16 protein-coding genes are annotated in these 20,700 nt (G+C 49.4%); 4 read left to right on the top strand and 12 right to left on the bottom strand.

Going from position 1 to position 20,700, the window contains the following annotated elements:
* The first annotated feature begins 150 nt into the window (after nucleotides 1-150).
* The 3 genes from WDY75_RS13825 (at nucleotide 151) to WDY75_RS13815 (ending at nucleotide 4,238) form a co-directional block, all read left to right on the top strand.
* The gene (locus tag WDY75_RS13825) at nucleotides 151-477 is read left to right on the top strand and encodes a hypothetical protein (protein WP_231888349.1); all 327 of its coding nucleotides are present in this window, start codon (nucleotides 151-153) and stop codon (nucleotides 475-477) included.
* Complete coding sequence (locus WDY75_RS13820) at nucleotides 375-1,583, top strand: DHA2 family efflux MFS transporter permease subunit (RefSeq protein ID WP_231888339.1); 1,209 nt, start codon at nucleotides 375-377, stop codon at nucleotides 1,581-1,583. The genes WDY75_RS13825 and WDY75_RS13820 overlap by 103 nt, the downstream gene beginning before the upstream one ends.
* A 171-nt stretch (nucleotides 1,584-1,754) precedes the next feature.
* Nucleotides 1,755-4,238 (top strand): family 43 glycosylhydrolase, encoded by a 2,484-nt coding sequence (locus WDY75_RS13815; RefSeq protein ID WP_231888337.1) that lies wholly within the window; start codon nucleotides 1,755-1,757, stop codon nucleotides 4,236-4,238.
* Between the two features lie 15 nt (nucleotides 4,239-4,253).
* Here the strand turns inward: WDY75_RS13815 and WDY75_RS13810 are convergent, their stop codons facing one another.
* The 9 genes from WDY75_RS13810 to WDY75_RS13770 all read right to left on the bottom strand — a co-directional run bounded on the left by WDY75_RS13810 (nucleotide 4,254) and on the right by WDY75_RS13770 (nucleotide 16,482).
* On the bottom strand, nucleotides 4,254-4,502 hold the full coding sequence (locus WDY75_RS13810) for a GntR family transcriptional regulator (RefSeq protein WP_036637233.1): 249 nt from the start codon (nucleotides 4,500-4,502) through the stop codon (nucleotides 4,254-4,256).
* A 97-nt stretch (nucleotides 4,503-4,599) separates the two neighbouring features.
* Entirely contained in the window at nucleotides 4,600-5,565 is a 966-nt protein-coding gene (locus WDY75_RS13805; RefSeq protein WP_063480552.1) for a family 43 glycosylhydrolase, read from the bottom strand.
* 21 nt (nucleotides 5,566-5,586) lie between these two features.
* Nucleotides 5,587-7,347, bottom strand: a complete 1,761-nt coding sequence (locus WDY75_RS13800) for a glycoside hydrolase family 2 protein (protein WP_063480551.1) — start codon at nucleotides 7,345-7,347, stop codon at nucleotides 5,587-5,589.
* Nucleotides 7,348-7,408: 61 nt separating this feature from the next.
* Nucleotides 7,409-9,856: a family 43 glycosylhydrolase gene (locus WDY75_RS13795; RefSeq protein ID WP_231888299.1), complete on the bottom strand. Its 2,448-nt coding sequence runs from the start codon at nucleotides 9,854-9,856 to the stop codon at nucleotides 7,409-7,411.
* A 3-nt stretch (nucleotides 9,857-9,859) separates the two neighbouring features.
* Nucleotides 9,860-10,699 (bottom strand): carbohydrate ABC transporter permease, encoded by an 840-nt coding sequence (locus WDY75_RS13790; protein WP_006210908.1) that lies wholly within the window; start codon nucleotides 10,697-10,699, stop codon nucleotides 9,860-9,862.
* A 34-nt stretch (nucleotides 10,700-10,733) separates the two neighbouring features.
* Nucleotides 10,734-11,627, bottom strand: a complete 894-nt coding sequence (locus tag WDY75_RS13785; RefSeq protein WP_036637426.1) for a carbohydrate ABC transporter permease — start codon at nucleotides 11,625-11,627, stop codon at nucleotides 10,734-10,736.
* A gap of 99 nt (nucleotides 11,628-11,726) precedes the next feature.
* Nucleotides 11,727-13,094, bottom strand: a complete 1,368-nt coding sequence (locus WDY75_RS13780; RefSeq protein WP_338842188.1) for a sugar ABC transporter substrate-binding protein — start codon at nucleotides 13,092-13,094, stop codon at nucleotides 11,727-11,729.
* Nucleotides 13,095-13,387: 293 nt separating this feature from the next.
* Nucleotides 13,388-14,311, bottom strand: a complete 924-nt coding sequence (locus WDY75_RS13775; protein WP_063479850.1) for an ArsR/SmtB family transcription factor — start codon at nucleotides 14,309-14,311, stop codon at nucleotides 13,388-13,390.
* A 305-nt stretch (nucleotides 14,312-14,616) separates the two neighbouring features.
* Nucleotides 14,617-16,482 carry a beta-L-arabinofuranosidase domain-containing protein gene (locus WDY75_RS13770; protein ID WP_063479851.1) on the bottom strand — a complete coding sequence of 622 codons (1,866 nt, stop codon included), beginning with the start codon at nucleotides 16,480-16,482 and terminating at the stop codon, nucleotides 14,617-14,619.
* Nucleotides 16,483-16,676: 194 nt separating this feature from the next.
* On the opposite strand from WDY75_RS13770, the gene WDY75_RS13765 reads away from it, so the two are divergent.
* Nucleotides 16,677-17,543, top strand: a complete 867-nt coding sequence (locus tag WDY75_RS13765) for a helix-turn-helix transcriptional regulator (RefSeq protein ID WP_063479852.1) — start codon at nucleotides 16,677-16,679, stop codon at nucleotides 17,541-17,543.
* A gap of 23 nt (nucleotides 17,544-17,566) precedes the next feature.
* On the opposite strand, the gene WDY75_RS13760 is transcribed toward WDY75_RS13765, so the two are convergent.
* The 3 genes from WDY75_RS13760 to WDY75_RS13750 form a co-directional block, all read right to left on the bottom strand.
* The gene (locus WDY75_RS13760) at nucleotides 17,567-18,361 is read right to left on the bottom strand and encodes an SDR family NAD(P)-dependent oxidoreductase (RefSeq protein ID WP_006210914.1); all 795 of its coding nucleotides are present in this window, start codon (nucleotides 18,359-18,361) and stop codon (nucleotides 17,567-17,569) included.
* Between the two features lie 121 nt (nucleotides 18,362-18,482).
* Nucleotides 18,483-19,328: an aldo/keto reductase gene (locus tag WDY75_RS13755; RefSeq protein WP_063479853.1), complete on the bottom strand. Its 846-nt coding sequence runs from the start codon at nucleotides 19,326-19,328 to the stop codon at nucleotides 18,483-18,485.
* 67 nt (nucleotides 19,329-19,395) lie between these two features.
* Complete coding sequence (locus WDY75_RS13750; protein WP_063479854.1) at nucleotides 19,396-20,601, bottom strand: MFS transporter; 1,206 nt, start codon at nucleotides 20,599-20,601, stop codon at nucleotides 19,396-19,398.
* Nucleotides 20,602-20,700 lie beyond the last annotated feature (99 nt).

The raw sequence follows: 20,700 nt of genomic DNA, 5'->3' as shown, positions 1-20,700 counted from the left end.
GTTGGTTTAGAGTCATTATAATTTGGCACATAGCTGTTGATCAAGGTGCATTCTTGAATCGACACTCTGAATCGCGCGATTCTCTTCGAATAGCCATATATCCGGAAATGTGGTTATGCACAACAATATACAGTACGAGGAGACGATGAAATGTCGACCACGATTAAAGAAATCCGCGCGCCCTTATTCGCCATCATCATTGGCATGTTTATGGTCCTACTGAATATGACCGCCATGAATGTGGCGATTCCGAAACTAATGAACACCTTTCAAAGCCCACTATCTATAATGCAATGGGCAACCACGGGTTATATACTGGCCGAGGCGGCCATTATTCCGGTAGCCGGCTGGCTGACCGCTTTGGCGGCAGGCGCATGTTCATTCTGGCAATCTCCATCTTTACAATCTGCTCTATTCTTTGCGCACTCTCAATTAACGCTGAGCAATTTATACTGTTTCGCATACTTCAAGGTTTAGGTGGAGGCATTGTCATGCCGATTGGTTATGCCATCGTCTTTCGGATCAGTCCTCCGGACAAGATTGGCACGGTGATGGGTTCATACCTGGGCGTTCCCATACTTATTGCGCCAGCCATCGGGCCCGTGTTTGCCGGGTGGTTGGTGGATTACGTAAGCTGGCCTTATCTATTCTGGGTGAATGTGCCTGTAGGCATCTTAGGAATATGCCTCGGGCTGCGATATCTGCCTAAGTTGGAGAGTCAGGCTCAAGCCAAGCTGGATAAACTCGGCATGATTTTCGGCCCCCTTGCTTTTGCAGCCCTCATCTACGGCGTGCACCAAGGGGGCGATGCCGGATGGGACTCCATGCAGACCATCATCGGCCTTGCAGTTGGCGTAGTGGCGCTTCTGCTATTTATTCTGGTTGAACTTCGCTCAAGCGAGCCGCTCCTCGAGCTGCGTGTATTCCGTTCGTGGTCTTTTACAAGCGCCATGTTGATTCTTTGGCTAACGGCCGTTACGTTTTATGGAAACTTCTTTCTCATTCCGGTTTACCTCCAGCAGGTGAAGGGATTTAATGCATTTGATACAGGGCTCCTCATGATTCCACAGGCCATTGCCTGCATCGTTCTCATGCAGATTGGCGGTAGGCTCTTTGACCGGATGAGCGTAAAGCCGCTGGTTATTATCGGTACGGCACTTCTGGGGCTAGGGGCCTTCCTGCTCTCTAGAGTTTCTTCGGGGAGCGGAATGGGAATGTTAATTGTGGCTATGACCTTAGCAGGCTCCGGCCATGCATTGTATGGCATGTCTTTGAATGCCTTTGTTATGAAATCTGCACCGCAAGCGCTGATCAACCGCGTTACGTCCTTGAACAATGCTTCACAGCAAGTGATGGGCTCGTTTGCGGTGGCTGCCTTCTCAACCTTGTTGACAGCTCGTGTATCAGCTTCATCTCGTGCAATACCGCAAGTTGAAATCTGGGCAGATGCGTTCTCGTTCACCTTCCTTGTTGTAACGGCAGTGTCCATTGTTGGTGTTGTCATGGGGTTATTGATCCGTAAACCAACCGCTCTAACGGATGAAGCCATTGACCAACCAGATGCACGAGGCTTGGACTCCTGATTTTATAGTTGATTAGGTATAACGGCATTGCATCTGTTCTGCTATACTACGTTCAATGTAAACGTTTCCCATATTAAAGGAACGGAGGTGAACTTCATACAGTCCATCGTTTGATTTCCGAGTTCTCAGCCATATATTCTTCTGATTGGAGCTGATCAAACATTGAAATTCGTGAAACTGCTGCTTGGGATGGCTGCGCTCGCAACTGCGTTCCTGTTCCCGGTACAGGCTTTTGCCTACAGTAATCCATTTCATTTAACGGATTCCTGGCGTTGGAACAATAACGATTTCTACGGTGAGGGCGACCCTTACATCCTCAAATTCAACGGAACGTATTATCTGTATGTCAGTACGGTTGACCACCAGTCCGGCATCAAAGTGTGGTCTTCCCCCGATCTTGTCAATTGGGCCTACCGCGGTCTATGCGCAACAGATCCGATTACCAAAGCCGCTTATGCTCCTGAGGTATTCTATCATGTGGACGGAAATTTCTATATGTACACATCACCGGGAGGAGGAGGGCATTATGTGCTGAAAAGCGACAGTCCCCTCGGTCCGTTCGTTCCGGTTACTGGCAATGTGGGCATGGGGATTGACGGTTCTGTTTTCGTTGACGACAACGGACAGTGGACCTTTTATGCAACCGGGTCCAATCAGATCATGGCCTGGCCAATGAACAGCCCTACTTCCTTTGGTTCTGCGGTGTCGACCGGTCTCAGCATGAACGGCTGGACTGAGGGTCCTACCGTCCTTAAGCGCAATAACAAGTATTTCATGACCTATACCGGCAATCATGTATGGAGTACGGCATACCGGGTCGATTATGCTGTCAGCAACAACGCAACCCACGCATTCGCGCCCGCGTCCGGCCAGAATCCCGTTCTCCTTGAAACGGAAGGCCATCATGTCGGCCTGGGGCACAACTCCCTTGTGCGCGGACCTGATCTGGATTCGGACTATATGGTTTATCACAGCCATGCGCATGAAGGAAATTCGGTTTATCCGGGACGAAGGATGAATCTGGATCGAATCGTGTGGAACGGGGACCGAATGCTTGTGCTCGGACCGACGTCATCGGAGCAAACCAATCCGGAGCTGCCGTTGTTTGCAGATCGCTTTAACCGGACAACGATCGGAAACCAATGGATCAATGTTGGAGGAGGCACTTGGGGGATCTATAATCAGGAACTCATGTGGCAAGATACCATCGGCAATGCTTCTTGGTACCGTCAAGTAACGGCCAATGCTACGGAAGCCGATTATACGGCCGAGTTCCATACCAAACAGATGAAGCAAGACTCTGGCAATACGCCTGTGTACGGCGTCGTATTTTCATATCAGGATGAATCCAACTACGGAACGGCCGTCCTGAACCGAAGCTTAAACCGGCTCGAAACCGACTTTGTCATTGGCGGCGTGAGTCAGGGATGGGAATATGCTTCCTTACCTTCGGGTTTCAATTATACGAAATGGCATCAAATCCGCGTGGAGAAAAAGGATTCCAGCTTCTCCATCTTTGTTGATGGCATGAAGAAGCAGACCCGGAACATCACCGGTCTGGCCGGAGGCAAGATCGGGTATGCCACGTCGAATGTCCATGCCGATTTCGGCTATGTTGCCTTTAGCAACAAAGTCGGTGGCAGCAGTGCATGGAATACCTATAAGCCCGTTGACGGCACCATCGAAGCCGTTCATTACATGCAGGGCGGCGAAGGAACAGCATACCATGATCTCAGTCAAGGGAACACGGGCGGCGCTTACCGGAATGAACATGTTGATATTCGATCTTCGGCGTCTGAAGGGAAATATGTCATCGGCTGGAACCAGCCGGGCGAATGGCTCAAATATCGTGTCAACGTTGCGGAGACCGGGTATTATGATCTGAGTCTGCGGGCAGCAACGACGTTCCCCAATGCGCAGTTCCGTCTCTGGAATGGAGCCGAAGATCTTACCGGGCCCGTTCCTGTCCCCAGCACGGGAGATTGGGAGAACTGGCGGTTAACCAGCGGCAAGCGTATATATTTGACTGCCGGCCATCATGAATTGCGGCTTGAAACGGTCAGCGGGGAATACGATTTAAGCTCGCTCACCTTCTCGCGCGCGGACGCAGTCACCTCCATCAACGATGATTTCAATGACGGCAACGACAATGGATGGACTCGCTACGAGGGCGACTGGTCGGTTGTTAACGGAGAGTATGCAGGAACAGGGGCAGGCTCCTTTGGCAAAACGGTAATCGGCAGCAGCCTCTGGAGTGATTATTCGGTTGAGGCGGATATCAGGCGGCTGACATCAACGGGAGACGCGGGAATTGTTGTCCGTGTCAACAATCCGGCGAGCGGCAAGGCCTTTGTTAACAACCCGGATTATCTGCAGGGTTACTATGCTCATATCACTGCCCAGGGTGTGCATCTTGGCAAAATGAATTACGGTTACCAAGCGCTCGACTTTGCAGCCATGAGCCTGCCCGCCGATAGCTGGCATCATCTGAAGGTTGTCACTAGCGGAACCCATATTAAAATTTATGTAAATCATGGTGTATCTCCTGTTATCGACTATACGGATACCAGCATGAATCCATTTACCCACGGCAAAGTCGGACTCCGTGTAATGAACAGCAATGCCCGTTTTGATAATGTTAAGGTAAATCCTTAAGGCTTAAGGGTAAGGTCATCCATCAAGCGAGAAATCCCAAAGCGGAGATACGCCTGCCACGAAGGTACCTTTTCCCTTTATGCGGGTAACTACGCCCTCCTCGGCCAGACCAGCGAGCGCATTCCTGGTCGTGATGACACTGACATGAAACCGCATGGCCAGTTCTTTCTCGGACGGGATGCGGTCGCCCGGACGCAGATTGCCCTGCTGGATCTGTTCTCTGATTTTATATTGTATTTGCTGGTATAAAGGAAGCTCCTTCACGATAGATCATCCTCTCCTCAACATACTTAAATGAACACATGAGATTTTAAAACCCCGGCCAGGCTCCAATGCCTGGCCGGGATCATGTTTAGCTGTTTTACTCTCCGGAAGGCAGGGGAAGCAAGCTATGCTCAGATATTGGAAGCCCAAAATCGGGCAAGCCGTCCTCTTTCCAGCCGAAGCGTTGAATCCGCGTACTGCGTGGACCGCCAGCCGAACGCTGCTGCTCGGCTTCCGAGTAAGAATACGCATGGTAGACGATCCAATCTTCCGAACCGTCCGGTGAGACGGTGAAGCTGTTATGTCCGGGGGCGTACACGCCCTGAGCGGGATTCTTCGCAAACACTGGCCCTGCATGCTTGGTCCAGGCTGAAGCATCAAGCACATCATCCGTCTCCGAAATCGTAATCATCCCAAGACTATAATCATCGGACCAGGTCGCGCTTGCCGAGAATACGAGGAACAAGCGCCCATTCCGCTTCAAGAACACCGGTCCTTCGTTAATCGCCATCCCGCCTTGCTTCTCCCATGCTTCCGTAGGCGCCGATAGAAGCACATTCGGCCCCGTTAAGGTCCAGGGATTAACCATGCGGACCGCATAAATGGCCGAACCGTAGTCCGGGAAAAAACCGTATCCGGAATAGAAAAAATACAGCTCTCCCTCGTGCTGGAGCACGGTTCCATCCAATCCCGGATGCTCCGTGTTTATCACACCTCGAAATATCCACTCATCGTTCACCGGATCGTCGCCTATGAGCTCCAGAACGCATATTCTTCGCGTATCATCGCCGCCCCCATCGTTGGCCGTGTAATAGATGTACCATCGATCCTCAATGTAGTGAAGCTCCGGTGCCCATAAATGATAGGAATACGGCCCGTCCTGTTCGGGGGTCCATATCGTTGTCGGGTTTGCCGCAGCTAACCCGGTCATGGTATGGCTCCGCCAAAGGGCGATCCGGTCACCTAACGTCACCGTCAAATAATAATATCCATCCGTATGTTTGATGATCCAAGGGTCGGCACCATTAGGGAGTATCGGGTTCCTGAACGTTTGTTGAGTCAATTTGTTTTCCTCCTTCCAAACTTAAGAAAGATTGATCTCGCGAATGATATCCAGCGGAAACTTCGGTTTGCGCTCCTCTGTCAATAAACCGTTCATCTCTTGCTGCACGTCCGTTAGCTGTGTGTAACAATATCCTACAATATATTCCGTATCCTTGATCGCTTGGTGAATGCTGCGGAACCTCGAGAGGAATTCCTCCTCTGATGACTCCTGCTTGCCATAACCCCAGCCGGATTCCGATTGAAAGGCAATGCCCCCGAATTCGCTAACGATAATGGGCTGTCCTCCGTAATGGTATCCCTCTGCGTAAGCATACTTCCACTGGTTGAACGATCGTTCGTTATTCACGATCACATCTTTATCCGCATAACGCTTCTTGAATTGTTCCCCGGACTCAATATAATCGTGAAGTGTCAAAATATCGGACACGGTGTGCTCCCAGCCGTCATTCGTGATCACCGGACGGTTCGGATCGAATGACTTCGTCAAATGATAAATGGATTCGGTAAATTTCTGCTGCCTGCGGTCCTTGGCAATTTGCGCGATTCCCCACGATTCATTAAACGGAACCCAGGTAATAATGCTGGGGTGGTTATATTGCTGACGGACGATTTCCATCCATTCGTTGGTGAATTTCTGGATGGCATTGTCATTGAATTCAAAGGCAGCCGCCATCTCCGACCAGACGAGCAGCCCCTTTACATCACACCAGTACAAGAACCGGGCATCCTCTACTTTCATATGTTTGCGGACACCGTTATACCCCATTTCCAGAATTGCATCGATATCCTCAATGATGGCTTCCTCGGATGGCGGAGTGAGATGACTGTCAGACCAATAACCTTGGTCCAGCACGAGTCTTTGATAGATCGGAACGTTATTAAGCAGGACTCTGCCCTTCTCAATCGATATCTTCCTCATGCCGAAATAGGAATAGACGTGGTCGAGCTTCTCCTCTCCTTGATGCAGTATAAATTCAACATCATACAAATTCGGATGAGCCGGAGACCACAGGCAGTGCTTCCACGGACCGTTGGCTTCGTGAACCAGATCGACGTCCAATTGGAGCCACGGACGATCAATCGTCAAACTCACTTTCTTAACTTGCTTCCCTTTCAAGCTGATAATCGTCTCCAGTCTGGTCTCCTTCGTCGTGAAATCACCCTTCACCTGGTATTCGAAACGCACGGAGCGCGTATCCATATTCGGTGTTATTTTGACAGAATCGACATGGACCGGTTCTACAACTTCCAGCCAGACCGACTGCCAAATCCCGGTTGTCTGGACGTAAAAACACTCGAAATTATGCTCAACCCACCTCTGCTTGCCTCGTGGCTGGGTTGCATCCATGCTGTCCTCCGCTTTCACCGTTAATTGATTGGCAGCACCAAAGGATATGTACGGGGTAATATCAAATGAAAATGCCGAGTATCCCCCTTGATGACTGCCAACGTAGGTACCGTTAATCCAGATTTTCGCCAAGTAGTCTACTCCTTGAAAATGCAGGACAACTCGCTTGCCCTCATCCTCCTGAGGGATATCAAGCGTTCGGTTATACCATATGAATGGATGGTGCTCCTCTCTGCCGATCCCGCTGGCCTTCGTCTCATAAGTAAAGGGCACCGTGATCTTCAATTCACCGCCAAAATTATCCTGCCACCGATCACGCTCACCTGTATTGTCATCGTCAAACCCGAAACTCCACTCCCCGTTCAGATTAACCCAATGTTCTCTCACGAATTGAGGTCGCGGATAATCTTTGCTATACATTTTTGTTGTCATGTTGTCTCCTGCTCCTTTGTCGCACGTTGGCTTGTGCTATGTTTATGTTGTTGGTATGCAGTTACTGCATTTCGATCGGTTCAACCGTTAGCGGCGAGAAGGTCCATCCCTTCGAGGAGGTACGCAGACCGACACGGCCGTTCAGGAAGGCGTTGGGGTCCAGCCAGCTCACAATCGGATCTTCACCGCCGTTGGCGTACACATGTATAGCGGCTCCTTCAAGTCTTACTTTAATCTCTGCTGGCTGATGTTCCTCCAGCTCAAGGAAGCCCGAAGCCATCTCCTCATTCACTTCATAGCTGATCCGCTTTAAGATCACCCTTCCATTACGAAAAGACAGCTCATAACCCATGAAGGAGTCCCTGACCTGGTCCGGAAAATCCGATTCGTTGGATGTTCTTAACAGCACGGACGCCTCCCCTGACGCTTCTTCAGTTGCGGTTAACTGAAAGCTCACTTCGTAATTGCTCCATCGCGGGTCCCCGCCGAACAACTTGCCCTCTTGGCCTTCCGACAGAAGCTCGGCCTGACCGTTTGCAAGGTTCCAGCTGCCGTATACGTCGGTGAATTCGACGTCATGACGTGGCGCTACTGGGGAAATTAAGCTGGACTCGATATAACGTATCGAGACATCTCCCTTTTTCCTCGTTAACGATAGCCATTGAGGCCCTTTACGCAGTTGAACCGACCCCAGGGGAATCTTCGTCCATTCGGATTCTTCGGAGAACCATGAAGGATCCAGCAGGATTTCCTTTCGTTCTCCCCCGGCATCCAGGACAAGCCTTGCACCGGCCGAAGCGTTTGATACCATCGCAGATAACAGATAACTGCCGTCTTCTTTTACATATACCGGAAACGTTAGTCCCTTGTGATCTTGAAGCACGGTTATCGCATAACTTCCGTCCGGTGTTTCCTTGTCACTGATTGCGTATTCGTTACGCTCAACTGAATCTTGGACACCATGTATGGCCTCCATCGTACCAGGCACCTGCTTCAGCACATCTTGGTCGCTGCTACCGTTCGCTTCGTTTGAAAAAGCGGTATATCGCAGTTCCGGCTTCAGCGCGGGTGACCAGCTATATCCGATCCGTCCTGCCGTACCCTTCATTTCCTTATCGCTCAACAGAAGGATCCCATCCCAATAAACTCGGGTTCCATGGTCCCCTGATTCGATGCGCAGCGCGTGATGCTTGGTCATATCCATTCCGTTAGGGAGACTGACGGATTGAGTTATAACTTCTTGTCCCCCAGCTCTTTCAAACATTGACATGGACATATCCTTGCCATCCACGCGGATGCCTCGGTAATGATCTCCATCCTCATAGGAAAACAAAGCCTCGAAATCCGCATCTTCCGAACCGGCAGGGACGTTCTCATCCGTGAGCACAGCATTGAACTCGGCCGTAAACCTGTTGTCCGTGCTTAGGCTGCTGATCCATGCTGCTGCTCCATTTACAAGCTTCTGATGTTCCCAGCGCTCGCCTCGCGGCTCCGGTCCTCCGAGCACATCATGAAAGACCGGAAGTGCTGGTGCTTGCACCGGTATCCCATGCGTAGGTCCTGCAACCGACATTTTGTCTCCATTAAAAATCAATCGGTCCATGTTCAACATCCGTATCGGCGGGCCTTCCGCCGAACGCCCCGCAAGATTGTGGTACACAATGTAGTAGGAATCCATGTCAGGTCCTAATACGGTTGCGCTGTGCCCCAGCCCGTTAAACTCATCGTTAGTCGAGATGATAATGGGGTTATTCTCCGGAATCGAGTAGATTCCGTTAGGCGAATCATGGGCAACCGCATAATTGACGCGGTATCCGCGGCTGAACACATGATTGCCTGTATACGTCATGTAATACCGGTCTTGACGCTTGATGATCATGGAGCCTTCCGTCCAGTGGCCTAAAGACGTATTCAGTTTAGAGCCAACGTCGATGGAATACGGGTCCTTCATGGTGCTTGCCATGATGCCGCCTGATGCGGCATAAGTGAAATACCACTTGGCATCATCGTCTATGAACACCGAGCCATCGATACTCAGTCCCAAATTATCGGTTTCTATTTGGAATGGACCCGTCGGATTGTCGCTTCGCAGAACATAATGTCCCTTGCCACCAGGCGAGGTGTACATGTAGAATGATCCGTTCCAGTAGACTACCTCCGGCGCATAAGCTCCCTCGGTAAGCGGCTCTTCCGTGACAAGTCCTTCATATTGCCAGCTCACAAGATCCTCGGAGCTCCATGCCTTAATGCCGACACGCCAGTCCTTTGTACTGCAATATAGATAATATCTTCCATTAAAACGCAGTACATAAGGGTCACCTATTCCATAATCCTCCCATTCCTGATCCAGCTTCATCGGGTTCAGATAGGTATGTTCCATTGTTATCTCCCCTCCGTATGCCTGCTTACCCTTGGTCGCATCCTGTATAACTGCAAGCGTAACGGCCACAGCCGCAACCGATGCCAACGAAATCCCTAACAGCCTCCACGGTTTCCGAAATCGTGTCATCGGTTATCCCTTAATGCCCGTAATGGCCAAGGATTCAATGAAGTAGCGCTGAGCCATGAAGAATACAATAACGACTGGCAGCAATGCCACGATGGAGGCAGCCATGAGCGACGGATAATTGGAGGTCGAGATGTAATTGGACTGCATACTTGCGATTAACACCTGAATAGTCTGCCTTTCCGGTGTGTGCAGATAAATCAAGGGGCCCATAAAATCGTTCCATATCCCCATAAATCCAAGGGCGGCCTGTGCAGCAATCGCCGGTTTCACAATGGGAAGCGCGACGGTCGTAAATGTCCGGAAATATCCGCAGCCATCTATCTTCGCCGCATCGATGAGGTCCGTCGGAATAGAGCCTTGCATAAATTGACGAAAGAAGAAGATCGTCACAATATTCCCGAAGAGACCAGGCACGATGAGCGGAAGCAGCGTATCCACCCACCCAAGCTCAGAGAAACCAATATATTGGGGGATCATGACCACGGAATATGGAATCATCATCGTGCCAAGCAGGGCCATGAAGATCCCTTCTTTGAAGGGAAAATCAAACTTGGAAAAGGCATAAGCCGCCATGGCTGCCACAAACAGACCTATGGTCAGTACCGTAACCACCACGATGGCACTGTTCATAAAACCATACAGGAGCGGGGCTTTGGCCCAGACATCCTTGTAATTCAGCCATGTCAGCGGATCGGGAATCCACTGCGGCGGTATATCAAAAACATGCTGCTGGCTCTTCAATGACGTTGACAACGTCCAGACTAGCGGTCCAAGCATGATGAAAGACCCCGCAAGCAGCAGGATATAGATCATCGAATGGATCAAACGGCGTTGTTTAACCATAATATCTAATTCCTCCTATATAAATGGCATGCGTCTATTCTTGGTAAACCCACCGCTTGGAGAAGCGGAACTGGAACAGCGTGATGATAAAAATGAGAATACCCAGCACCCATGCCACCGCGCTTGCGTAACCCATATTGAAATATTTAAAGGCTTCCTGGAAGATGTAATACACGATGGTCGCTCCGCTGTATTCAGGCCCTCCATCTGCTGCCAGAATGTACATCTGGCTGAAGGATTGGAAGGTGCCTATGATGCCCATCACAACGACATAGAAGTGAATCGGCGACAGCAGCGGAAGCGTAATATGCTTGAATTGGTGCCAGCGTGAAGCCCCATCAACCTGAGCCGCTTCATAATAACTTGAGGGTATCCCTTGCAATCCTGCAAGATACAGCACCATAGTGCCGCCAACGCCGCCCCATAAACCCATCAGGATGAATGACGGTTTTACCCAGTTCGGGTCTCCGAGCCAGTTCGGACCCTGCACCCCGAATACATTCCAGATAAACTCATTGATAATGCCGTAATCGTAATTAAGAAGCCACTGCCAGAGTAATGAAACGGCAATAATAGGGGATATCACCGGAATGTAATAAATGGTACGAAAGAATGAAATACCCTTTAGCGGCCGATTCATCATGATCGCCAGGATCAGAGCTATGATCATGCCGAGCGGAATACCGAGCAGCAGATAGAACGTGTTATAAAGCGACTTGTAGAATTTCTCGTCCGCAAACATGTACTGAAAATTGTCCGTACCCGTGAACTTGGCGGGCGTGAACATATCCCATGACATGAAGCTTAATCCAAACGATGTCAGAAGCGGTGCCAAGCCGAATATCAAGAAACCCAATATCGGCGGTGTGACAAACAGCAGTGACCATATGATTTCTTTGCGCCGATATCCCGGGGTTGTATTCTTCATCAATTTTTCCTCCCTGGCTGCAGCGGGAAAAAGCAAAGACGCTGCAAGCCGGGTTCCCCCGTCGTCTTCGCCTCTCCACCGCAGCATGTGCTGCCCTGCCTACTTATTGCTTTCGTCGTAAAGCTTCTGCAGCTTCGGCTGCTCCTCTTTGACAAATTCAGCTGCGGATTTCTTGCCTGTCCACACTTGACTGGCATCCTGCCAGAACGTATCCAGCCATTTGGTGTTTTTGGAGGTAACTTCAACTGGCGGACGTCCATAATCTTCGATGATATCGAGGAATACCTGACGAGTCTGCGGGGCCTTCTCCATGTCCAGGAATTCGCCCTTTGCCATATCCATCAAATTCGGAACCGCTTGACCCAGCATGTAATTTTCTTTTTGCGATTCCGGATCCAGGCTCAAGTACGCTGCCAGGGCAAATGAATCTTCAGGATATTCCGTTTTCTTTGATACAACGAATCCAAGCGAACCCAGCCACGTTGCGGTTTTGCCCGTATTTGGACTTGCCGGCCATGCGGCGATGTCCCACTCAAACGGCAGATCCCAGAAACCAGGCTGATCCCACGGACCCATTGGGAACATCGCCACTTTACCGGCAACGAAGCGAGCATAGGCGTTCTGGGCCTTCTCATCGTCCGGTGACGGACTGACTTTATGTACCAGGCTCAAATCGGCTACAAATTGCATCGCTTCTGCGAATTCAGGCGTATCAATTGTAATCTTGCCGATAGCGGGATCGAGCCAGTCGGCTCCATTGGCCCACACCGCGGATTCGGTGGAGTAGCCCGCAACACCGAACGTATCGATCTTTCCGCGCTCATTCACAACGGTGATGGCTTTTGCATCTGCGACCATGTCATCCCATGTGTATTCGCCAGCCTTGGCGCTAGGGTATGGAAGGCCCGCTTTATCAAACAACGCTTTATTGTAAGCAAATGCCCACGGACCTACGTCTTTAGGCAATCCGTACAAATCTCCGGAACCCACATTGCTTCCATCGTAACGATAACGATCGAGCCCCTGCTTCCACACGTTGTCGGGGTTCACGTCGCTGCTGGAGTTGAGCTGGGATTCCAGATTTAACAGAACATCACTGGAGACCAGCTTATTGAAGTGGGCTCCTCCGGCATAAAAAACATCCGGTGTCTTGTTCGCCGCAATCAATGTATCCAGCTTCTGATAATATTCCGCAGGCGGAACGACAGTATATTTCACTTTCTTGTTCGGATTCTTTTTCATATAGGAGTCAATCAGCTTCTGGAATACGGCTTTCTCGGTATCGCCTCCCCATCCCATGAATTCAATCTGGGATTTTGCGTTTTCACTCGTTTCTCCCGTCCCACCATCCGATTTCGGGTCCTCCGGTGCAGCGGTATTATTGCTGGAACCACAACCTGATAGTACAAGCATGAAACTTAACACCATTGTCAATGAAAGCTGAACCCACTTTCCTTTCCAAACCATAATGGATGCTTCCCCCTTCGATTGATTGATTTGCTGATAAACAAACTACTGCTCAAAACAGCGCTTCCATGAGTACATCTGGAGCCATGAACTAGTTTTCTCTGCCCATGTTCCCAACTCTTCAATACTCATTCGTTTGTTTTATTACAATTAATTTGTTTATAAACAGAATAATAAATGGTTATTAAATGTTTTGTCAACGCTTTCTTTCGAAATTATTGTTTTATTCAATAAAAAAAGTTTCAGAATGTTTTGTATTACAAAACATCTGAAACCTTAACGTTTAATATGGATCAATCATACTGCAGCTTCATCACAATGCCCTGCGCGTAATCGCCAAATCCTTTTCCGAACAAATTGATACCGCCCTGATGCTTCGCATCGGGCTTGATCCCGATCCGAAACGTAATAAACGGCTTTTCCTCCAGATGAAGATCCCGTAGGGTAACATCCGAGCATTTCTCTTTATCCACCATGCTTCGGTTCAGATCGGTAGACCAGGTTTTCAGCAGACCGTGCTGTGTGCTGTTGTCATACCACCATGAAGGATTAAGCTTGCCGCGGTAATCGCCGAAATCTCCTGGCGAAATCCATGACCCCACCTCTACGTCGTTAATCCACACCGTAATTTCCGATGGCCAATCATTATTGAAGTTTGGCGCCTCGGAGCATATCTCGAGGGAGAATTCCAGTGACTGGATCTGTGCTCCTGCTGGAAGCTTTCGGGGAAACCGATATTCGATCCAGCCTTTACGGAACCATATGATCTCTGCGGTTCTGCTCTCTGGAAGATAGAAATTAACCGGATCGTCCTCTTGAAAAACCATCCCTGTCGCATTGGCCATTCCACAGGTAGGAACGATATCAAAATTAATGAAATGACCAATGGGCATTTCGATTTCCTCAACCTTGCTTGTATTTTGGTCATAGGCCTTGGGGTTCAAAATCATGCGTACATCGTCAAAATTTCGGCTGCACACCTTCATGGCCCCTCTTGTCGCAGGCTGAAGCTCTGTGACGATTAATTCGGCTTCTTCCAATACTTTGACGTTGTTTGCCGCTGTCGATACGGGAATATCAAGCTGTTCCGCGATTTCCAAGATATTAAGATTAGCTTTGGCCAGCAGCAGCTTAATAATGCCTATTCTGGTCTGCGTGCTGAGTGCATGAGCCACTTTTACCAATCGGTCAGAATCATTAATGGACAGTTCCAGCAATGTACAGTCACCTTCTCGTCATATTTCTTTATCTTACAATAATATAAACAACATCATGCGTATTTGTCCAGTTTTTTTGTAATAAAACAATGATACCATAATACTAGAACGCAAAAAGAAGCTTTCACTCCTCACCGTTTAGATTTCCATCTAAAACAAGAGAAATATGAAAGCTCCTATACATGCCAGTAACGTTGAACAGCTTGGTATGCAGTTCTAAGAAACGAAAATTCCGTCTGACTACGATACTCCTGCCCTGCTCAGCTTGCGTTAGCTTTTCAGTCCCCGTCATCCTTAGCTTAAGATCATTTCTTTCGCTTCCCGATCAGAGGAAATTCGCCAATTCGAAGCCTGGCGCTTCCATACGGAACTAACTCTAATTCCGTAATGGGCTGTCCATCCGTATTCGGATGCAGCGGTGGAGTTCCTGCGTTGTTGCCTTCCATTTTCCAATCCCGGATTAACTGTCCCTGCGCCTTCACCCTGATCGGTGACTCTGAAGCCAAGAACGGCTGCCGAGCCATATCCTGCTCCAGCACCTCGAATGACGTATCGGCAATCAAACCATATTTCCATGGCGATGCAGGATATATCTCCCAATCGTGAAACATATCCCGCTGCTGGATCATCTGCCAGTTCTCCTTCACAGGCAGCACATAAACCAGCGGCCCCCTTTCGATGCTTGCAGCGTACATGCTCCGCGACGAGGTTCTCACTTCCATCGGCAGGTGAATGTCCAGGCGGTCACCGCTCTGCCAGTTCTGAACGAGCCTTGCATAACCGGATGTAACCTGGAACTCCAATTTGTGCCCGTTCAGCGTAATGACGGGATGATCGCACCATGCCGGGATACGCAAGGAGAGAGGAAATGATTCCGATCGTTCCAATGACAGCTTGATCTGGACGCGATCCTTAAACGGATATTCTCCGCTTACCTCTACAACTGCGGCACCCCCTTGACCTACCGTTGTTCTCACGGTGCATGGCGCGTAGGACACGGCTGCAAGCCCCTCCTCCCGATCCTTCATCCAGAGATGTGAAGTCAGCTTGGGCCAGCCCTGGTGCATGTTGGCCGTGCAGCATCCGAAGTTCGGCTCCAATCCGAACAGGTTGGCATCCGGACCATTGCTCCATGGCCGCGGAGCGACGTTGCACACCATCTGATTGACCTGCTGGTCATACTGATGGGATGTCCAATCCGGAGAGATTGCGGCAGGCAGCGCATTAAAGGCAACCTTCTCCAGAATGTCCCCAAAGCGTCCGTCTCCGAAAATACGCGTCAACTGCTCCATAGAGAACATATACTCCACGACGGCACACAATTCCACGCCCTGACTCGGATGGGTACCGGACAACCATTCATCTCCCGAGAACATGCCGTGCGCTTGACCATGATAATTCATCAACGAGTCGATGCCTCGCAGCACGCTTTCCCGCTCTTTGACGTTGCCGTTTAATTCAAACAGCACGCCCGGCGTTTTGATTCCCATGGCTACGTTGACAACATGGGTCGTCCAATCCCACTCCTCAACCTTTCGCCAGAATGGGAAATCATGAAAGATATCGCTCCAGTCCGTCGTTTGTCCGGCAACGATATCGGCAAGCTCTAACAGGAAGGATAACGACGTGCGTTTATACAACCAGACAATGCACAGCAGTATTTCCGCGCCTCTTGTCTGAGCCCAGCCCCGAAGCGGCTGTTCCTTAATAACTGAATGGACATAAGTAAAAAATTTCGTGAGAAACGGGATGATTCGTTCATCCCCTGTTGCTTCTTCATGCTGCATCATCACTTTCAGCATGATCATGTAATGCCACCAGTCCTGCTCCTTGTCGATATCCTGATTTACCGATGTAATACGCGCCGGACCGAACATGCCATTCTCCTGCTGGCTGGCAAGCGACCACTCGACCCAGCGGTTCGATTTGGCAATTAACGACTCGTCTTCAAGCAAATAAGCTAAAGGAAGCAACCCATCCACATAATACGGTCCCCGTTCCCAGCTCTCCCCCTGTCCACCCAGCCAGCCATTGTCAGCCCCAACGTCCTTCCACTGTTCCTCCAAATGTCCGGTAAGCCCGTTTGCCTGAATCTCAAGCTGATCCTTAAGCCAGCCAGCCGGCTTTATGGCTCCTAATGGGAGGTTGCTAAACGCAGTCTCATGCAGCATTCACTTCCACGCTCCTTGTTTCTATCTTGTAGGTGTACACTCTGATAGAAATATATCATGTCATCAGACGGTGCCCTATACACAGAAGCAACCTGTTTTTATCCAATTACAACATCATGCGTCTTATTGAATTCTGATCAGAAAAGAGTTTATTATGGAGAAAAAGTTTGGATGACAGGAGGTCAGACAAGCATATGCTCTTCCAATTCACGGCACCGCCGCTGCCTCACTATATTATTTGTGGAGAAGATACCTATCAGGAAGGACACCAGCATCCGAATCGGTTTAATATCGGTGTCTTTGATCTGATTCTGGTTACAAGAGGCGTTTTATATCTGGAGGAGTCTGGCGCTCCGTATCGCGTTTCCGCAGGCTGTTACCTGATTCTGAGACCGGATGCCGCGCATCGCACCTTTTTGCCATGCCAAGAGGAGACGCATTTTTATTGGCTGCATTTCCAGACGCTCGGCCAGTGGATCGAAGCAGAGGAAATAACCCCATTTGCCTTATCGCAATCGGAGCAGCCATATGTACATATCGAGAACTTCACCTTCTATATACCGAAATACGGACAGTTATCATCGGGAGAGCAGGCCGAGCTGTTCATCGAACAATTGCAGCTGCTGGAGCAATCCCTTTCTTCCGCAGCGCGTTGGAAGCAGCAGCAGGTATTGCAGGAGCTTCTACTGCTGCTTCAAGCTGAAGAACAAGGAATTCAGAAGAGACAGAACCCTCATTATGTCATTGCCGAGAGAACGGCCAACTATCTCAGGAAACACTACAACGAACCCATGAGTTACGGGAGGTTATCCGATGCCATGCACTTTCACCAGAACTACCTTTCCATATGCATGAAAAAGACGTTTGGCTGCACTCCCCTGGAATTTCTTACACGGCATCGAATCGAACAAGCCAAACAAATGCTAATTCATACCAATGATCCCATTGGGCATATTGCCGAAGAAGCCGGGTTCGGCTCGTTTCCTTATTTTATACGATGCTTTTCCCGTTATACTGGCCTCAAACCCAAATCCTTCAGGCAAAAATACCGTTCACCATGAGTTTATCGTTCCATTGCCCTGGCCTAGAACACACTACGGACCAAGCCCCCGTCTACACGGAGTGCTGAACCGTTGATGGCCGAGGACTTGGGGCTGCTGAGATAGGTAACAAAATCCGCAATCTCCTCGGGTCGAATCAATCGCTGAATAATGGACGTCGGCCGGTTTTCCTTCATAAATCGCAGCTCGGCTTCTTCGATGGTAAGCTTCTCATCAGGGTACAGAGTATTCAGCATCGTCTCCACACCTTCGGTCAGGGTGGATCCGGGCATGACAGTATTCACCGTTACGCGTGTGCCTGTTGTCAGCTCGGCCAAACTCCGGGAGAGGGACAGCTGCATCGTTTTGGTTGCACTGTAATGTGCCATCTCTTGCGATGGCATGACGGCAGCTTCACTTGCGATAAAGATGATTCGGCCTTCATTGCGACTTAGCATGTTTTTCAGATAATGCCGCGTTAACCGAACACCACTCATAATATTCGTCTCAAAGAACCTGAACCAATCCGCATCCGAAATATCAAAAAATTCAGCAGGCTCAAAGATCCCCAGATTGTTAACCAAAATATCAAGCACCGGAGCTGCTTCCCTAACTTGATGGCATCCCTCTTCCGTGCCAAGATCCGCAACGACAAAACGCACCTCGGCATCCGGGTGCTTCGAATGAATATCATGGATCGTCTGTTTCACCTTATCCTCATGTCTGCCATTAATAATGACCGATGCTCCCTCAGCTGCAAGAGCCATGGCAATAGCTTTGCCAATGCCGGACGTCGAGCCTGTTACCAATGCGATTTTGCCTTGTAGATCCAGATTCATCATTTCTCGCTCCTTCTTAGGCTATGTAGAAAATGGACTCTCCTTGTTTCCGAAGTGCAGCTGGAAATGAAGGAGAGCCGTAATATTTATTACACTTATATTGTTACCTCAAACGGATTTCTTAAAAGTCAAAATCGTCCGGGTCGGGACCAACTCTGAGGTCCTGATTCAAACTGTCGATACGCTGCATATCCTCATCAGACAACTTAAAATCGAAGATAGCCGCATTCTCTATAATCCGATGTTCCTTGGTTGATTTTGGAATGGTAATCACGCCGTTCTGCAGATCCCAACGCAGAATAATCTGGGCAATGGATTTATGATGCTTCGTGGCAATGCCTTGAAGATCCTCCTGATCCAGCAGCTGGCCCTGCATCAAGGGGGACCAGGCCTCGAACTGAATTCCGTTCGCTTGGCAGTACTGCTGCAGCTCCTTTTGCGTCAACCGCGGGTGATATTCCACCTGGTTCACCATCGGTTTGATTTCAGTTTCCTTCATTAACTGCTCCAGATGATGGATGTGGAAATTGCTCACGCCAATGGCTTTTACCCGCCCTTGCTTGTACAGCGTTTCTAGCGCTGTCCACGCTTCTACATATTTCCCTTCAACCGGCCAATGTATGAGATACAGGTCCAAATATTCCAGTCCCAGCTTCTGGACACTTGTTTCATAAGCCTTTAGTGTCGATTCATACCCCAGGTCAGCATTCCACACTTTAGATGTAACAAACAGATCTTCTCGCTGGATTCCCGCGGCTTCCAGACCCTCACGTATTCCCTGTCCAACGCCTTCTTCATTTTCGTATATGGCTGCCGTATCCACGCTGCGATAGCCGTGCTGGATTGCCGTGCGAACCGCATTTACCAATTCCGGTCCTTCTTCTACTTTAAAGACACCAAGTCCAAACCATGGCATATTAACGCCATTAGATAAAGTGGTTGTATCCTGTAAGTTTTTTGCTGTCATGTTGGTAAAACCTCCGATTATTTGTGAGAATGTTAGAAAGCTTCCCTTCTTACTTACAATTAATTGATCAAGCTGCTTGGTCTCGATGCCCTTGCTGATCCTTCCGTTCCAGCTTCAAACTCCAACCGGTGAGCACAACAGCGCCCAGCACCATCAATGCGCCGATCCAGGCTGTATGAATCATGCCAAGTGAATCCGTAATCAAGCCGCCCATAAAAGCCCCGATTGCAATACCAGCATTGAAGGCGGCAATATTCATCGCGGAAGCCATATCGACAGCCCGGGGAGCAAACCGCTCAGCCAACATCACGACATAAACCTGAAGCCCTGGCACATTCATAAATGCAAGAAAGCCCATGAGAATAATCGTGATTAGACCGGCGACTTTGAATGGTGCAGTAAACAGCAGAATGAACATCACCACCGCTTGAGCGATAAACATATAGAGCAGGGCTTTAAGCGGGTTTCGGTTTGCTGCCTTCCCGCCGATAACATTACCAATTGCAATGGCAATTCCGTATACAAGCAGGATGACCGCCACCGTGCTTTCCTTGAAACCTGTTACATCCTGAAGTAATGGAGACAAATAAGTGAAGACAACGAAAGTACCTCCATAACCCAATGCAGTGATCAAGAGCATAAGAAGCAGTCTGCCGTTTGTCAACAATTTAGCCTGATCACGGAATGTAGTGCGCTCTCCCTTGGGCAAATCCGCAGGGACTAGAATGCTGTTGGCAATGAAGGCGATAACACCAACTACAATAATTGCCACAAAAGCAAGCCTCCAGCCCAACTGCTGACCGATAAATGTTCCAAGCGGAACACCCGTAACCGTAGCTACCGTAAGCCCCGTAAACATAATGGAGATGGCGGAGGCTCTGCGATTCTCAGGTACGACGCTTGCTGCAATGATCGAGCCGATGGACATAAATACGCCATGCGAAAAGGCCGAAAGCACGCGGGCGGCAAGTAGAATGCCAATCGAAGTTGCACTGGCAGCCACGCTATTACCGATGATAAAAATAATCATAATCCAGAGCACCAGCGCTTTTCTGGGCATCCTGGATGTAAGTGACGTAAGAATTGGTGCGCCGAAGGTAACGCCCAGCGCGTACATCGAAACGGTTAAACCGGCGGTCGTCACCGAAATATTCATATCCTCTGCAATAAGAGGAAGCAGTCCCACGCTTATAAACTCTGTAGTGCCGATAGCAAAAGCACTGACCGCAAGGGCTAACAGTGCAAACAAACTTCTCTTTTTGTTAACGATCATGATGTTAATAGTTCCCCCTATCAAGTGTATAACTTGTATTTTGTGAAAATATTCTGTATGGTGTAATCCAGCTGGCAAATGCTATTATGATTGATATCA

It is taken from the genome of Paenibacillus glucanolyticus, assembly GCF_037333485.1.
GTDB classification, from domain to species: domain Bacteria; phylum Bacillota; class Bacilli; order Paenibacillales; family Paenibacillaceae; genus Paenibacillus_AQ; species Paenibacillus_AQ glucanolyticus.
This window is presented reverse-complemented; position numbering and strand designations above follow the sequence as displayed.

What these genes read in the sequence shown, in the direction of transcription:
- WDY75_RS13800 (WP_063480551.1), bottom strand. Translation starts at nt 7,347, where the DNA reads ATGACAACAAAAATGTATAGCAAAGATTATCCGCGACCTCAATTCGTG.
- WDY75_RS13780 (WP_338842188.1), bottom strand. Translation starts at nt 13,094, where the DNA reads ATGGTTTGGAAAGGAAAGTGGGTTCAGCTTTCATTGACAATGGTGTTA.
- WDY75_RS13795 (WP_231888299.1), bottom strand. Translation starts at nt 9,856, where the DNA reads ATGACACGATTTCGGAAACCGTGGAGGCTGTTAGGGATTTCGTTGGCA.
- WDY75_RS13770 (WP_063479851.1), bottom strand. Translation starts at nt 16,482, where the DNA reads ATGCTGCATGAGACTGCGTTTAGCAACCTCCCATTAGGAGCCATAAAG.
- WDY75_RS13825 (WP_231888349.1), top strand. Translation starts at nt 151, where the DNA reads ATGTCGACCACGATTAAAGAAATCCGCGCGCCCTTATTCGCCATCATC.
- WDY75_RS13750 (WP_063479854.1), bottom strand. Translation starts at nt 20,601, where the DNA reads ATGATCGTTAACAAAAAGAGAAGTTTGTTTGCACTGTTAGCCCTTGCG.
- WDY75_RS13820 (WP_231888339.1), top strand. Translation starts at nt 375, where the DNA reads ATGTTCATTCTGGCAATCTCCATCTTTACAATCTGCTCTATTCTTTGC.
- WDY75_RS13790 (WP_006210908.1), bottom strand. Translation starts at nt 10,699, where the DNA reads ATGGTTAAACAACGCCGTTTGATCCATTCGATGATCTATATCCTGCTG.
- WDY75_RS13755 (WP_063479853.1), bottom strand. Translation starts at nt 19,328, where the DNA reads ATGACAGCAAAAAACTTACAGGATACAACCACTTTATCTAATGGCGTT.
- WDY75_RS13785 (WP_036637426.1), bottom strand. Translation starts at nt 11,627, where the DNA reads ATGAAGAATACAACCCCGGGATATCGGCGCAAAGAAATCATATGGTCA.
- WDY75_RS13760 (WP_006210914.1), bottom strand. Translation starts at nt 18,361, where the DNA reads ATGAATCTGGATCTACAAGGCAAAATCGCATTGGTAACAGGCTCGACG.
- WDY75_RS13765 (WP_063479852.1), top strand. Translation starts at nt 16,677, where the DNA reads ATGCTCTTCCAATTCACGGCACCGCCGCTGCCTCACTATATTATTTGT.